The organism is Nocardia sp. Marseille-Q1738, from assembly GCF_965283145.1.
Window position 1 is genome coordinate 160,495 of the sequence record NZ_CBDIMS010000007.1, and the last position, 17,008, is coordinate 177,502.

The 17,008-nt window shown below is 69.5% G+C and carries 1 protein-coding gene; it reads right to left on the reverse strand.

The features are described 5' to 3' along the window. Positions 1-90: 90 nt before the first annotated feature. Complete coding sequence (locus tag ACWPXK_RS24165; protein WP_454198456.1) at positions 91-16,839, reverse strand: non-ribosomal peptide synthase/polyketide synthase; 16,749 nt, start codon at positions 16,837-16,839, stop codon at positions 91-93. Between the last annotated feature and the right edge of the window lie 169 nt (positions 16,840-17,008).

Genomic DNA, 17,008 nt, shown 5'->3' on the forward strand with positions numbered 1-17,008 from the left:
CACGCCGACCATACGGCCTATGTAGTCGTGACAACAGGGGACATTGTTACCGCACCGTTGCCCCATCATGCCCGAACCGATTCGATTCGATCATGACTCCCCCGGGTTCCGTGCGGTTTCCCATCCTCGGGGATGGAGTAGTTCGGACAACCGAGGACCGATCTGCGCCAGCGCTTCCGGGGAAGTCATCTGGTCGTGCGCGACGCCGACGGGATGATCGTCGACCGGGCCGTCGACGTACGGTTGCCAGCCAGCTGCGGCGGTGTCGTGGCCGGCCGCGCTGAAGTAGTGCAGGCGACCACGGAAGAGCCGCGGCCGGTGCTCGGCGATCAGCTCGGCCGAGCGCACCGCGCTGCGGTAGATCCGGCGCACCCGCTCGGGTGTGAGCACCGCCATATCCGGCGGGATCGTGGCGTGCAACGCGGCGAGCGCGTCCTCACTCAGGTCGTGGATGTCGCCGTCGCCGGGCAGCAGGGCGTCCGCGCCGATGCCGAGTTCGGCCAGCGCCTCGCGGATCGCCGCCCGGAAGTCGGTGACGTCGATGTCCGGGTGGCTGTCCAGCATGGTCAGCAGCCCGATCTCCTCACCGGTGGCCTGCAACTGGGTGGCCACGGCGTGCGCCAGCACACCGCCGAGCGACCAGCCGAGCAGCCGGTAGGGCCCGTGCCGCTGCACCGCGCGGATCTCGGCCACGTAGCGGCGCGCCATGTCGGTCAGCGACGCCGGCAGGTAACCTTCTTCGGTCAACGCGGGCGATTGCAGGCCGAAGATCGGCGTGCTCGCGGGCACGTAGCGCGCGAGACCCGCATAACACCAGGACAATCCGTACATCGGGTGCAGACAGAACAGCGGCTGTGCCGCGGCCATGTCGTGCGGCACCATCGTCCGGATCGGCAGCAGCACCCCGAGCGCGGCGTTCGAATCCCGGTCGTAGTCGTGGTCGTCTTCCAGCGCCGCGAGGATGCGAGCGGCCAGCGACGCCGGGGTGGAATCGGTGAAGAACCACTGCACCCGCACCTCGGCGCCGGTGAGCGCGCGCAGCCTGCTGACCGCGCGCGTCGCGACCAGCGAGTTGCCGCCCAGGTCGAAGAAGTCGTCGTCCATGCCGACGCGGTGTCCGTCGCCGAGGTCGAGCACCTCGCCGAACACGTCGAGCACGGTGCGCTCCAGCGCTGTGCTCGGCGCACGATAGGGACGCGCCGCCAGCTGCGGCACGGGCAGCGCCTTGCGGTCGAGCTTGCCGCTGGCGTTCAGCGGGAGCTCGTGGAGCGCGACCACCGCCGAGGGCACCATGTAGGACGGCAGCGCGCCGCGCGCGTGCAGCAGCAGCGCCGCCTCGTCGATGGTCTCGCCCGGCACGCCGACCACGTAGGCGACCAGCCGGTCCCCGGTCGCGCCGCGCACCAGCGACACCGCCGCGTGCCGCACCTGCGGGTGGGTGACCAGCACGGTCTCGATCTCGCCCAGCTCCACGCGCTGCCCACGCAGCTTGACCTGGAAATCGCTGCGACCGAGGTATTCCAGCGCTCCGCCGCGCCAGCGCACGATGTCACCGGTGCGGTAGAGCCGGGCACCGTCCGCATGGGCGACGAAACGCTCGGCGGTGAGAGCAGGCGCCCCGAGATAGCCGCGAGCCAGCTGCACGCCCCCGACATACAGCTCGCCCGCCGCGCCCGGCGGTACCGGCCGCAATTGCCGGTCGAGCACGTGCACGCGGGTGTTCGCCACCGGGACGCCGATCGGAATCGCCATCGCCGCGGTGTCGCGCACCGGATGGTCCGTGACCACGGTGGCTTCGGCGGGGCCATACCAGTTGATCAGGGCCACACCGGGTGCGGTGGCGGCGAAGGTGGCCGCGGTCTCCCCGGACAGCGCCTCCCCCGCGGCGAACACCCGCCGCAGCGACGGGTACCGCGCGGCCGGGTTGGCCACCGGGTCGAGGAACGCCTCCAGCATCGAGGGCACGAAATGCACGGTGGTGACGGCATTCTCGTCGATGACCCCGGCCAGGTAGGCCGGGTCGCGGTGACCGTCGGGCGCGGCGATGACGATCGCGGCCCCGGTCTGCAAGGGCCAGAACAGCTCCCAGGTGGAGATGTCGAAGGTGATCGGCGTCTTGTGCAGCACCACGTCGCCGCCGTCGTGCGGATAGGCCAGCTGGGCCCAGCGGAACTGGTTGACCATCTGCCGGTGCGTGATCATCACGCCCTTCGGTCGACCGGTGGAGCCCGAGGTGTAGATGACGTAGGCGATGCTGTCCGGGTGGACGTAGTCCTGCGGCCAAGGCCCTTGGTAGGGAGGCAGATACAACGTGTCGACGGCGACCACCGGAATGCCGGTCGCGGTGTCGAAGCCGTCGGCGGTGGTGGTCAGCGCGCAGATCGGAGCGGCACTGTCGAGCACGTACTCGCTGCGCTCGGCCGGATGGTCCGGATCGATCGGCACGTAGCCGCCACCGGCACGCAGCACCGCGTAGATCGCGACGACCAGGTCGATGCCACGCCGCATGGCCACGGCGACCAGCATCTCCGGTCCGACACCCCAGCGCATCAGCTCTATGGCCAACGATCGTGCGCGCGAGTCGAGTTCGGCGTAGCTGAGGGTGACGTCGCCGTAGCGCACCGCGGGCGCGTCCGGCGTGCGGGCCACCTGTGCGTCGAACAGCGACAGCAGCGTCGCGTCGTCGAGCAGTTCCGGCACGTCGGTGGCGTTGCGCGCGGCCAGCTCCGCGCGCTCGTCGTCGAGCAGCACGTCGATCTCGCCGACCCGCGCCTGCGGCGTGGTCACGAAGCGGCCGATCAACGCCGAGAGCCGCTGGGCCAGCGTCCGTGCCGCAGATTCGTCGAACAGGTCGCGGAGGTACTTCACCGAGACGCGCAACTGGCTGTCCAGCACCACCATCACGGTGAGCGGGTAGTGGGTGCCGTTGACCGCGCCGACGCCGGTGACGTTCATGCCCTCGATGGCGCTGGCCTGGACCAGTCCCTCCCGGTCCACGGGGAACGACTCGAACACCACGAGCGAGTCGAACAACCCTTCCACGCCGATCGCGTCCTGGATATCGCTCAGGCCCAAGTAGTGGTGGTCCAGCAGCGCGGCTTGCTCGGCCTGCAATTGACGCAGCAAGCCGCCGAGAGTCACGGTCGCGCCCAGTCGCACCCGTACCGGGATCGCGTTGAGGAACAGACCGACCATCGCTTCGACGCCGTCCAGCTGCGGCGGACGCCCGGACACGGTGGCGCCGAAGACCACGTCGTCCCGATCGATGCTGCGTCCGATCAGCAGGCCCCACGCCGCCTGCACCACGGTGTTCACCGTGACGCCGAGACCCGAAGCGAGCCGGGTCAGCGCGGTGGTGTCGGCTTGGGACAGCTCGAAACCGACCTCGCCGACACCCGCGGAGATCTCACGTCCCGGGTCCACCGGCGCGAGCGGGGTCGGCTCGGTGATACCGGCCAAGGCGGTGCGCCACGCCGCGCGCGCCGCCTCCGCGTCCTGCGCCACCAGCCAGGCCAGGTAGTCGCGGTAGGACGGCACCGTGGGCAGGTGCCGCGAGTTACCTCCCAGCGCGTACAACGTCAGCAGGTCCTTCATCAACAGCGGCATGGACCAGCCGTCGATCAGGATGTGGTGGCTGGTCACCAGCAGGTGGTAGGCGCCCGCGGCGGACCGGATCAGCGCGAACCGCAGCAGCGGCGCGGTCCGCATGTCGAAGTGGTCGGCCAGATCGGCCGCTTTTATCCGTTCCAGCTGGGCGCTGGCTTCGGCCGGTTCCAGCTGCCGCAGATCGATCAGCCGCCACGGCACCTCCAGCGAATCCTGCACGATCTGCACGGGATTGCCCTCGCTGTCGTCGGCGAAGGCGACGCGCAGGTTGTCGTGCCGATCCAGCACGGCCTGCGCGGCGGCGTGCATCCGGCGGGCGTCCACCGCGCCGCTGAGCTCGAGCACGAACTGGGTGGTGTAGACGTCCACCGAGGACTCCGCGAGCAGGGCGTGGAACAGCATGCCCGATTGCAGCGGCGTGACCGGCCAGGCGTCCGACAGGTCCGGATAGGCGCGGGTGAACCGGTCGATGTCGGGCTGCTTCAGCCGCACCAGCGGGAAGTCCGAGGGCGTGAATCCGCCCGCGTCGGGCCGCAAGCCATGTTCGGCGAGGCCGCCGAGCGCGCGAATCCAGTGCTCGGCGAAGACCTTCGCGTCCTCGCCGCGGAACGCCGCCGCGGCGAAATCGAACCGGGCCAGCAGGCCGTCGTCGGTGGCGTCGACGGTCAGCACGAGCAGCAGGTCGTCGGACGGGATGTCGGTGTGCACCCGGGCGGGGCGCAGATCCCGGTAGCGCAGCGCGAACCGGCCGCGGCCGAGTCCGTGCAGTTCGGCGGCGGTGTCGGCGTTGAGGTAACGCAGCAGGCCGTAGCCGACGCCACGCGAGGGCACCGACCGGCGTAGCTCCTTGATCTGTGCGATCGCGGTGCCGGCGGCGGGGCCGCCGATCAGGGCGTCCTCGATGTCGATCCTGGTCAGCCGCAGTGGAAGCGGATACTCGGTGACGAAGCCGCCCACCATGCTCTCCGCGTCGGCGAGGGTGGCCGCGCGGCCGTCGGCGGGCAGACGCACGACCGAACCGATCGCGCGCGTCACGGTCTCGCCCGCGGAGGTCCGCAGCGCCAGGGCCAGCGCGGTGAGCAGGATGTCGTCCACCCCGGTGTGATAGGCCTCGGCCGCGGCGGCGACGGCCTCCGCGCCCTCCGCGGTGATGGTGAGCGAAACCCGGCTGCGGGCGCGCAGATCCCGCCCATCGGTACCAGCGGCTTCGGGGAAGGTGCCGAGAGCCCGCCGCCACCAGTCCATTTCGGCGACGGTGGCCGGATCGTGCGCCTTGGCCGACAACGCGCGAATGAGCATGCCGAGGCCTGATTCCGGCGCCGCGGGCGCCGCGTGGCGGGCCCGGTTCCAGCTCGCCGTGAGCTGGTCGACGATGACGCGCCAGGAGACGTCGTCGACCACGAGGCTGCTGGCCACCACGATGAGCGTCGAGCGTCCCTCGGGACCGCCGGTGAGCACGAAGTGGATGTTCCGGCCCTGTTCCGGGTCCAGTGCCGCCGCGGCCGCCTGCACCACGTCGTCGATCGGCAGCGAGGTCTCGCCGCGCAGCGGGTCCAACCGGCGGAACGCCTCGCCGGTGCGCTCGGCGACCGGGGGGATACGCAGCATCGCCACGCCGTCGTCGTCGTACTCCACCCGCACCCAGAGCATCGGGTGCTGGTCGAGCAAGGCGGCTACCGCGCCCCGCACCGTCTCGGCCGAACAGGTCTCCGGGACGTCGAGTGCGATGGCCCGCACCTCGATGCCCTCATCCAGCATCCGCGCCGTCTCCGCGGTGAGTGGCAGCTCGCCCGCCTCGTCACCGGGGCCGCCCTCGACCACGGCGGCGCGGGCCAGCGCGGCGACGGTCCTGCACTCGAAGACGTCGCGCGGCGTGAACGTGACGCCGCGGGCGCGTGAGCGGGAGACTACCTGGATGGACACGATGCTGTCGCCGCCGATGGCGAAGAAGTCGTCGTCCAGACCGACCCGGTCGATGCCGAGCACTTCGCCGATGACCTCGGCGATCACCAGTTCGGCCGGGGTCAGCGGCGCGCGGTAGGCGCGGGTCTCCAGAGCCGCTTCCGGCAGCGCCTTGCGGTCCAGCTTGCCGACCGGCGTCAGCGGAATCGCATCGAGCACCATGATCGCCGCCGGCACCATGTACTCCGGCAGCGTGCGCCCGATCCGCTCGGTCAGCGCGGCCGGATCCACCGTCGCGCCCTCGGCCGGGAGCACGTAGGAGACCAGCATCGTCGCGCCGGAACCGGATTCGCGTCCGAGCGTGACCGCGAAGTCGACCTCGGGCTGGGCCGCGAGGGCGGCGTCGATCTCCCCGAGCTCGATGCGGAAGCCGCGCACCTTCACCTGGAAGTCGTTGCGTCCCACGTACTCCACGACCGGCACGCCCTCGGCCCGACGCCAGCGCACCAGGTCGCCGGTGCGGTACAGGCGTTCGCCTGGCGCGCCGTACGGGTCGGCGACGAACCGCGCGGCGGTGAGTCCGGCACGCGCATGGTAACCGCGGGCGAGCTGGATTCCGCCCAGATACAGTTCGCCCGCGACGCCTTCCGGCACCGGGCGCAGCCTGCTGTCGAGTACCAGCGACCGCATACCGCGGATCGGACCGCCGATGGTGACCGGCTCGCCGGGCCGCAGCGGGTCGCTGATATTGGTCATGATGGTGGTCTCGGTGGGCCCGTAGCCGTTGTGGAAGGCGCGCTGCGCCGCGCCGGTCCACTTGGCCGCCAACTCGGCGGGCACCGCCTCGCCGCCCGCCACGATCGCCCGCATGCCCGCCAGCGCGTCCGGGTCGAGCGAGGCGAGCACGGACGGGGTGAGGAAGGCGTGTGTGACACCCTCGGCGCGGATCAACCCGGCCAGTTCCTCGCCGCCGAAGGTCAGCGGCGGCGCGACCACCAGCGCGCCCGCGGAACCGAGCGCGAGCAGCAGTTCCAGCATCGACGCGTCGAACGACGGGGACGCGAACGCCAGTGCGCGGGTGGACCGGTCGAGCCGATAGCGCTCCACCTGCTCGGCGCTGAAGTTCGCCAAGCCCGCGTGGGTGACCACGACGCCCTTGGGCAGACCGGTGGAGCCGGAGGTGTAGATGACGTACGCGGCGTTGTCGGCGCGCAGCGGCCCGCGCAGCTCACCGGCCCGCAGCGGCTCGTCCGACCGCGCCGCGACGTCGAAGGTGAAGTCGTGATCGTCCAGGGCGACCCAGGCGCCGCGGGACAGGGCGGGCAGGTCGACCAGCTCGGCGGTCAGCGTCACGCCCAGCGCGACACCGGAATCCGCGACCATGTGTGCGATGCGGTCGGCGGGATAGGTCGGATCGATCGGGACGAACGCCGCACCGGTCTTCGCGACCGCCCACAGTGCGAGCACGGACTCGACCGAACGCCGGATCGCGATCGCGACCAGCGCATCCGGTCCGGCGCCGCGGTCGATCAGCGCGCGCGCCAATTGGGCGGAGGCGGCGTCGAGTTCGGCATAGCGGAAGCTGCGATCTCCCGCGACCACGGCGACACCGGACGGGTTCGCTGCGACGGCGGCGGCCATCAGGTCCGGCAGCGTGCCCGGCGGCACCGCGGGCCTGCCGGTGCGCGTGATCAGGTCGACGCGCTCCGAGTCGTCCAGGATCTCCAGATCCCCGACGGCGGTGGCCGGGTGCCGCGCGACGGCGGCGAGCACGCGGCGGAACCGGCGGCCGAACTCGACCACGGTTCGCTCATCGAAAAGGTCACGGGCATAGGTGAATTCGGCGGCGATACCGGCTTCGGCGCCCGTCTCGGTGCGCTGCTCACGTACGGTGAGCAGCAGGTCGAACTTGGCGGTCTCGGCCACCGGGTCGAGCGCGGTGAAGCTGAGGCCGGGCAGTTCGAAGCTGGAGGCGGCGAGGTTCTCGAACGACAGCGCGACCTGGAACAGCGGATGGCGACCCGCCGAACGCTCCGGGTCCAGCGCCTCGACCAACCGCTCGAACGGGATGTCGGCGTTGGCGAAGGCGCGCAGATCGGTTTCCCGGTTGGCGGCCAGCAAGTCGGCAAAAGAGCCACCAGCGTTCACTTCGGTTCGCAGTACCAGGGTGTTGACGAACATGCCGATCAGATCGTCGAGTTCGGCTTCGCCGCGGCCCGCGACGGGGGTGCCGATGGCGATGTCGTCGGTGCACGACAAACGAGCCAAGAAGATGGCAAACGCGGTGTGCACGACCATGAACAGCGTGGCGTTGTGCTGTCTTGCCAGCCCGGCCAGTGCGGCGTGCACGTCCGCGTCGACGACGAAATCGGTCTTGCCACCCGCGAAGGACTGGGTGGGCGGACGGGGGCGGTCCGTCGGCAGGTTCAGCTCGTCGGGTAGATCGGCGAGTTCCGTTGTCCAATAGGCCAATTGTGCGCCCGCGAGGGAGTCGGGGTCATCGTCGGCGCCGAGCACCTCGCGCTGCCACAGCGCGTAGTCGGCGTACTGGATGGGCAGCGGCGCCCAGGACGGGGCCTCGCCGCCGCCGCGCGCCGCGTATGCCACCATCAGGTCCCTGGTCAGCGGGCCCATCGACCAGCCGTCGGCGCTGATGTGATGCGCGACGAACACCAGCACGTACTCGGTGCCCCCGAGCTGGAACAGCTTGGCGCGGAACGGTACCTCGCCGGTCACGTCGAAACCGGCCGCGACGATCCGTTGCACTTCGTGGGAGACGTGCTCGTCGCCGATCTGCGCGGGGGCCAGATCCACCGGCACTTCATGCGGCGCGAGCACCTGCTGCACCGGGCCGTCGGGCGTCTCGGGGTAGATCGTGCGCAGGATCTCGTGGCGCGCGACGATATCCGCGATCGCCTGCTGCAACGCGGCGACGTCGAGGTCACCGGACAGGCGGATCGCGGCCGGGATGTTGTAGACCGAGGCCGAGGTGTCGAACTGGTTGAGGAACCACATGCGCTGCTGCGCGAACGACAGCGGGATGCGATCGGGACGTGGCCCGGCGACCAGCGGGATACGCTTGCGCTCCCCGGCGGGCCGTTCGACCTTGATCGCCAATCCGGCGACCGTGGACGCCTCGAACAGGACCCGCACCGGGACCCTGGCGTCCAGCGCCGCGCCGATCCGCGCCGCGACCTGCGTCGCCAACAATGAGTTACCGCCCAAGGCGAAGAAATCATCGTCCGCGCCGACACGTTCGACACCGAGCACCTCGGCGTAGACCGAGGCGACGATCTCCTCGATCGGGGTCGACGGCGCACGGAAGGCCTGAACCTCGAACTCCGGCTCCGGCAACGCCTTGCGGTCGAGTTTGCCGTTGACATTCAACGGCAGAGCGTCCAGCACCACGAACGCCGAGGGCACCATATACGACGGCAGGCCCGCCGACAGCGCGAACTTCACCGCCGCCACATCCACATCGCCGTCGGCCGGAACCAGATACGCCACCAGACGATCACCGGTCTTGGGATCGGACTTCGCGACCACCGCCGTTTGCGCGACCTGAGGCAACGCCAGCAACGCGGCCTCGATCTCACCCAATTCGATCCGGAAACCACGAATCTTCACCTGGAAGTCGGTACGACCGCGGTATTCGAGTTCACCGTTGGCATTCCAGGCGACCAGGTCACCCGTGCGATACATCCGAGCACCCGGCTCGAACGGGTTGGCCACGAAACGATCCGCCGTCAGATCGGCACGACCGAAGTAACCGCGCGCCAACTGCGCACCGGCCACATACAATTCGCCGGAAACACCCACCGGAACCGGCCGCAGTCGGCTGTCGAGCACGTAGACCCGGCTGTTCCACTCCGGCGCGCCGATCGGCACCGACGTCTCATCGGCCAGGGTGACGCGGTGGCTGGTGATCGACACCGCCGCCTCCGTCGGGCCATACAGATCGAACAGTTCCGTGCGGGGATGCTCGCGCAGGAAACGCTGTGCCACCTTGCCCGGCAGAGCTTCACCGATCGCCAGCACCCGTCGCGGCGACCAGCCTGCCGCCGCGTCGCCCGCGGATGCCCGGTGCACCAGCAGCGCATCGAGCATCGACGGCACCACATGCAGCGTCGTGACGGACTCCCGCGCCATCAGCTCGTTCAGGTACGCCGGGTCCCGATGACCATCCGGTGCCGCGATGACCAGCCGCCCACCGCACACGACGGCCGACCAGAACTCCCACACCGACAAATCGAATGTCGCCGCCGTCTTCAGCAATACCGCGTCGTCGGGTGTCATCTCGAATGCGGTGATCTTCCACAACAATTGATTGACGACGGCGGCGTGCGGCACGGCGACACCCTTCGGGCGGCCGGTCGAACCCGACGTGAAGATGACGTATGCCGTGTTCTCCGGCCGCAGCGATGCGATCCGCTCGCTGTCGGTGATCGGCCCGCTCGCCACCTCGCCCAGCTCGAGGTCTTCCAACCGCACCACGGGGGCGACCTGGGTCTCGAAGGCGGATTCGGCATTGGTCAGCACGCAGACCGGCGCGGCCGTGGTGAGGATGTAATCGGTCCGGTCCGCGGCTTGACCGGGGTCGACCGGCACGTACGCGCCACCTGCCTCCGACACCGCGTACATCGCCACGACCAAGTCGATCGATCGGCGGAATGCCAGCGCGACCCGGGATTCGGGGCCGACGCCCACCGAGATCAGGTAGCGCGCGAGGCGGTTCACCCGGGCGGCCAGTTCGGCGTAGCTCAGCTCCGTGCGCCCGCCCTCGGGCCGGTCCGCGACCAGTGCTACCGCTCCGGGTGCCGCCGCGACCGACCGTCGCAGCAGCGATCCCAGCGTCGCGGCCGGTTCCACCGGGTGCGTCGTATCGTTCCATCCAGCGAGGTCGGTGCGCTCGGTGTCGGCGAGGATGTCGATATCCCCGACCGGAACCGTCGCGTCGGCGACCACGGCGGACAGAACTCGCGATAGTCGGTCGGCGAATCCCTGTACCGTTCTCGCGTCGAAAAGGTCCGTCGCGTATGTGAGGAAACCACCGATACCGGCGGGCGCACCCGACTCGTCATACGCATCACCGACGATCAAATGCAGATCGAACTGCGACACAGCCACATCGGCATCGACACCGGCCACCGTCAAACCGGGCAGCTCCAGCGCGGTACGCGCAATATTCTGGAACGACAAGCCCACCTGGAACAACGGATGACGCGCCGTCGACCGCGGCGGATTCAGCACCTCCACCAACCGCTCGAACGGCACATCCGCGTGCGCGAAGGCCTCGAGATCGATATCCCGCTGCCGCGCGAGAACGTCCGCGAACGAGTCGCCTCCGTCGATCCGGGAGCGGAACACCACCGTATTGACGAACATGCCGATCAGATCGTCGAGTTCGCGCTCACCGCGCCCGGCGACCGGCGTACCGACCGCGATGTCGTCCGAGCCGGACAACCGGGCCAGCAACACCGCGAACGCCGTGTGCACCACCATGAACAACGTGGCGCCATGCGCACGGGCGAGTTCGACCAATCCGGCATGTGTCGCCGCGTCGATCTCGACATCCACCCGCGCACCGGCCAGCGAAGCCACGGCCGGACGGGGGCGATCGGTGGGCAACTCCAGCAAATCAGGCAGATCGGCCAACTGTGCACGCCAGAAGCCGATCTGCTCGGCGGCGATCGACTCCGGATCGGTTTCCTCCCCCAACACCGCACGCTGCCACAACGCGTAGTCCGCGTACTGCACCCGCAGTGGCGACCACCCCGGTACCTCACCGGAGGTACGCGCCGCATAAGCGGTCATCACATCCCGCACCAACGGACCCATCGACGACGCGTCGGCGGCAATATGATGCACAACCACGGCGAGCACGTATTCGTTCGGCGCATCGGCGATTTCCAGCAGCCGCACACGCACCGGCACCTCGGCCGTCACATCGAAGGGTGTCGCCGCGAGCGCATAGACCTCGCTCGCGACCTCGGTGGCGCCGAGCGGGTGCGCCGCCACGTCCAGCGTCACCTGTCCGGCGGCCAGCACCACCTGGACCGGGCCATCCGGAGTCTCCGGGTACACGGTACGCAGCACCTCGTGCCGCGCGACCACGTCATGCAGCGCCGCGCCCAGCGCCCGCACGTCCAGCCCACCGGTCAATCGCACGGCGAACGGCAAGTTGTACGCGGCAGAACCGATCCGGTCCCCGGCGTCCCCGGACTGATCGAAGCGATTCAGGAACCACATCCGCCGCTGCGCCAATGACAACGGCAGCCGCTCCGGACGCGCGATACTGCCCAGCTCCACGCCGCGCTCACCATGCGCCCGCGACTCGATCGCCGCCGCCAATGCCGCGACCGTGGGTGTCTCGAACAACGCCCGCACCGGCACCCTGGCATCCACCGCGGCACCCAACCGGGCCACCACCTGGGTGGCGACCAGCGAATTGCCACCGAGCGCGAAGAAATCGTCATCCGCGCCCACTCGCCCCAACCCCAGCACGTCACCGAACACTCCCGCCACGATCTCCTCGACGGGCGTGACGGGCGCACGGAATTCACGCGCGGTGAAGGTGGGTTCGGGCAGTGCCTTGCGGTCCAGCTTGCCGCTGGGATTCAGCGGGAACTCGTCCAACGCCACGATCGCGGCCGGAACCATATAGGTGGGCAGCATTTCACCGATCGCCGCCAGTAATGCGGACTGATCGATCGATTCGCCAGGCGCGGCAACCAGGTAGGCCACCAATTGGTCACCCAGCGACGAAGGCGTGACCACCGCCACCGCCTGGCTCACCGACGGCTGCGCCAGCAATGCCGTCTCGATCTCCCCCAGCTCGATCCGCTGACCGCGGAACTTCACCTGGAAATCGGTCCGGCCCAGATAGTCGAGCCGCGGCGGCAGCTCCTCGGTCGCGGCGCGCCAGACCACCAGATCACCGGTCCGGTACATCCGCTCACCGATGCCGAACGGGCTGGCCACGAACCGGTCCGCGGTGAGATCGGGACGACGCACATAACCGCGGGCCAATTGATCACCGGCGAGGTAGAGTTCGCCCGGAACACCCGCCGGCACCGGTTGCAGGCGCGAATCCAGCACGTATACCTGGGTGTTCCACTGTGGCACGCCGATCGGAACGGACCGCTTGTCGACGGCCGTGGCGGGCCAGTAGGTCACCGACACCGCAGCCTCGGTCGGGCCGTAGAGGTTGTGCACCGCCGCGTCCGACATCGCCCGCACCGCGGCGACCGTTTCCGGCGGCAGCGCCTCGCCGATCACGAAGATGTCCCGCAAGCTGGGGCACGAACCCGGCGCGGTGTGCGCGGCGAACACGGTCAGCATGGAGGGCACGAAATCGGTGACCGTCACGCCCTGTGCGGCAATGGTTTCCGCGACGTAGACCGGATCGCGATGCCCGTCGTTGGTCGCGACGACGAGCTTCGCACCCACGCGCAAGGGCATGAAATAGCCCCACAGCGACACGTCGAACGTGGTCGCCGTCTTTTGCAGGTACACGTCATCGGGATCGAGCGGATAGGCCGCGAGCATCCAGCTGATCTGGTTCTGAATCGCGTGGTGGGAAATCGCGACGCCCTTGGGGCGGCCGGTCGAGCCCGACGTGAAGATCACGTATGCCGGATGGTGTGGCAACACCGGACGCACCAATTCCTCGGCGCGCACCGGTGAATCGTCGAATCGATCCGGATGCACGGCGTCCAGTAGCAAGACGGCGGTGCCTTCGGGTACGTCGACCGCGTCGGCGGAGGTGGTGAGCACGCAGACGGGCTGCGCGGTCTCGAGAATGTGCGCGATGCGTTCGGCCGGATGATCCGGATCCAACGGCACGTACGCCCCACCCGCCGTCACGATCGCATACATCCCCACCACGAGATCCAGCGACCGCCGAACCGCCAAACCCACCAGCGACTCCGCACCGACGCCCTGGGAAATCAGCAACCGCGCCAGGCGATTCACCCGCGCGTCGAACTCACGATAAGTAAGCTCGGTGCTCTCGTAGACCACCGCGACCTCGTTCGCATACGCGTCCACGATGCGCCGATAGCCGTCCAGCAACAATTCCTCCGGCACCGGATACCGGGTGCTGTTCCACTCGAGCAGCACGCGCTCGCGCTCGGCGGGAGCCAGCAGATCGATCGCGCCGATCGGCTGATCCGGTTCCGCGGCGACCGCGGCGAGCAATCGCTCCAGCCGCCAGGCGAACTCGGCGATCGTCGCCTCGTCGAACAGGTCGGTGGCGTAGGTGAACATCGCCGGGAAACCCGTGGCGCCACCCTCCCCGCCCGGCACCACCGTCAATTGCAGATCGAATTTCGCGACCGCACCGCCGAATTCCACCGCCCGCGCGGACAAGCCGGGTAGCTCGATCGCGGGCTTGCTCATGTTCTGGAAGAACAGCGCCACCTGGAACAGCGGGTGATGCGCCTGCGACCGCACCGGGTCCAGCACCTCGACCAGCCGTTCGAACGGCAGCTCGGCATGCGAGAACGCGGCCAGATCCGTCGCTTTCGCCTGCTCCAGCAGTGTGCGGAAGGACACGCCCAGGTCGATCCGGGTGCGCAGCACCAGCGTGTTGACGAACATGCCGATCAGTCCGTCGAGTTCCCGCTCGCCACGACCGGCGACGGGCGTGCCGATGGTGATGTCGTCGGTGCCGGTGAGCCGGGCGAGCAGCACCGCGAACGCGCTGTGCAGCACCATGAACTCCGAGGCGCCCGCGCTGTGCGCCAGTTCGGCGAGTCCGTGGTGTACCGAAGCGTCCACCGAGAAGGAGTACTCCGCGCCCCGCCCGGATGCGACGGCCGGGCGCGGGCGGTCCGAGGGCAGGTCGATCCGGTCCGGAATGCCCGCCAGGGCGCGACGCCAGTACGCGATCTGCGCCGCCGCCACCGAGTCCGGGTCGTTCTCGTCGCCGAGCACGGCGCGCTGCCAGAGCGTGTAGTCCGCGTACTGCACCGGCAGCGGAGCCCACGCCGGCTTCGCCCGATTGCGCCGGGAAAGGAACGCGCTGAGCAGATCCCGCAGGAATGGCGTGACCGAAGCGCCGTCGGCGGCGATGTGGTGCACCACGACCACGATCACGTGGTCGCCGGGGCCGAGTTCGGCCAGCGCGATGCGCAGCGGCACCTCGGCCGCGACATCGAACCCGGTAAGTGCCAATCCCCGCAGCCAGTCGAGCAGTTCATGCTCGGCGATCGGTTTGGGCGCCAGGTCCGGGACGGCACGAGCAGCGGGCACGACCACCTGATAACCCGTGCCGTCCACCGCCGGATACATCGTCCGCAACGTCTCATGACGCTCGATCACATCCGCGACCGCCGCCTGCAACGCCGCCACATCCAACGCACCCGACAACCGCACCGCGAACGGAATATTGTTGGCGGCCGAATCGGTATCGAACTGATTCAAGAACCACATCCGCTGCTGCGCGGGCGACAACGGCACCCGCTCCGGACGCTCCACCGCCACCAGCGCGCGCCGGTCCCCGGCACCCTTCATCGGCTCCAATCGCGCGGCGAGCCCGGCGACGGTGGGAGTCTCGAAGACCAGCCGGGCGGGCACCCGCGCGGCGATGGCGGCCCCGACGCGGGCCGCGACCTGCGTCGCGATCAGCGAATTGCCGCCGAGTTCGAAGAAGTCGTCGTCCGCGCCGACCGGCGCACCCGGGCCGAGCAGTTCGGCGAACACCTCGGCCACCAGCTCTTCCAGCGGGCCGACCGGCGCGCGGAACACCTTGGTCTGCAAACGCGGCACCGGCAGCGCCGCGCGGTCCAGCTTGCCCACCGGCGTCAGCGGGATCTTCTCCAGCACCATGACCACCGTCGGCACCATGTGCGCGGGCAGGCTCCGCTCGGCGAAGGCGGCCAGTTCGGCCGCGTCGGCCACCATCCCGGGCGCGGCGTGCACGTAGGAGACGAGGATCGTTACGCCGCTGTCCAGTTCGTGCCCGACGGTGACGGCGAAGTCGACGCTCTCGTGTGCGGCCAGCACCGCGTCGATCTCACCCAGCTCGATGCGGAAACCGCGGATCTTCACCTGGAAGTCGTTGCGACCCAGATACTCCAACTCGCCGTTCGGCGTCCAGCGCACCAGGTCACCGGTGCGATAGAGCCGCGAACCGTTCGCGTCGAACGGGTTCGCCACGAAGCGGGACGCGGTCAGTCCCCGCCGTTCGTGGTAGCCACGGGCCAGCTGGGCGCCGGTGATGTACAACTCGCCGACCACGCCGCTCGGGACGGGGACCAGGCGTTCGTCCAGGACGTATTCGGTGACGGCCCGGATCGGCGCACCGATGGTCACCGGCTCTCCCGGTACCAGCGGCGCGCTGATGTTGGTCATGATCGTGGTTTCGGTCGGCCCGTACCCGTTGAAGAACTCGCGGGTCCGCCCGCCGGAGACCGGTAGCACCCAGCGCCGGACCAGTTCGGCTGGGCACGCCTCGCCACCGGCGACCACCACACGCAACTCGTCGAGCCCGGCCGGGTCCACCGAGGCGAGCGCGGCGGGCGTGACGAAGGCGTGGGTGACGCCCTCCCTGCGCACCAGGCACGCGAACTCCTCGCCGCCGAACACGGTGGGGGAAGCGACCACCATCGTGGCCGCGCCACCCACCGCGAGCAGCAGTTCCAGCACCGACGCGTCGAACGAGGGCGACGCGAAATGCAACGTCCGCGACGCACTCGTCACGCGATACCGGTCACGCTGCTCCGCGCAGAAACTCGCCAGCCCCGCCTGGGTGACGACCACGCCCTTCGGCTTGCCGGTGGACCCGGAGGTGTAGATGACGTAGGCCGGATGTTCCGCCCGTAGCGGGCGCACTCGATCGGTGTAGGTCACCGGGTCGGCCGGAAACTCCTCCAGCCGCCGCGCACACTCGGCGGTGTCGATGGACAGCCACTCGACCCGGTCGGGTAAATCGGCGCGGACCCCGTCGACGGCCAGTCCGAAGACCGCGCCCGAGTCGACGATCATGTGCTCGACGCGATCGGCGGGGTAGTTCGGATCGACCGGGACGAATCCGGCGCCCGTCTTCGCGACCGCCCAGACCGCGACCACGGAGTCGATCGACCGCGGTATCCCGACCGCGACCAGGTCCTCGGGGCCGACACCGCGATCGATGAGCAGCCGGGCCAGGCGGGTGGACCGCTCGTCCAGCTCGGCGTAGCTCAGCGTGGCCAGCGTGCTGGTGGCGTCGGCGAAGATCACGGCGGTGCCGCTCGGGTTGACCTCCACCGCGGTGGTCATGAGCTGCGGCAGCGTGGTGACGCGGGGGCGGCGGGTCCGGGTCGGGCGCACACGGGCCGGGCGGGTCATGCGCGCACCGCTTCCGCAGTCTCGTCACACCGCTGCCGGACCGCCCGAACCATGGAGATGCCTCACCCTGTCTGTTGTTGCCACGCACTCCCCGCCCTCATGATCATCGAACGCGCGCATACCGATCGTTACGAATCCGCCGCGGCACGGCCGAGCGCGACGGACCCGC

Bases quoted from the DNA above. Each gene is read 5' to 3' on its own strand.
- ACWPXK_RS24165 (WP_454198456.1), bottom strand. From the start codon at position 16,839: ATGACCCGCCCGGCCCGTGTGCGCCCGACCCGGACCCGCCGCCCCCGC.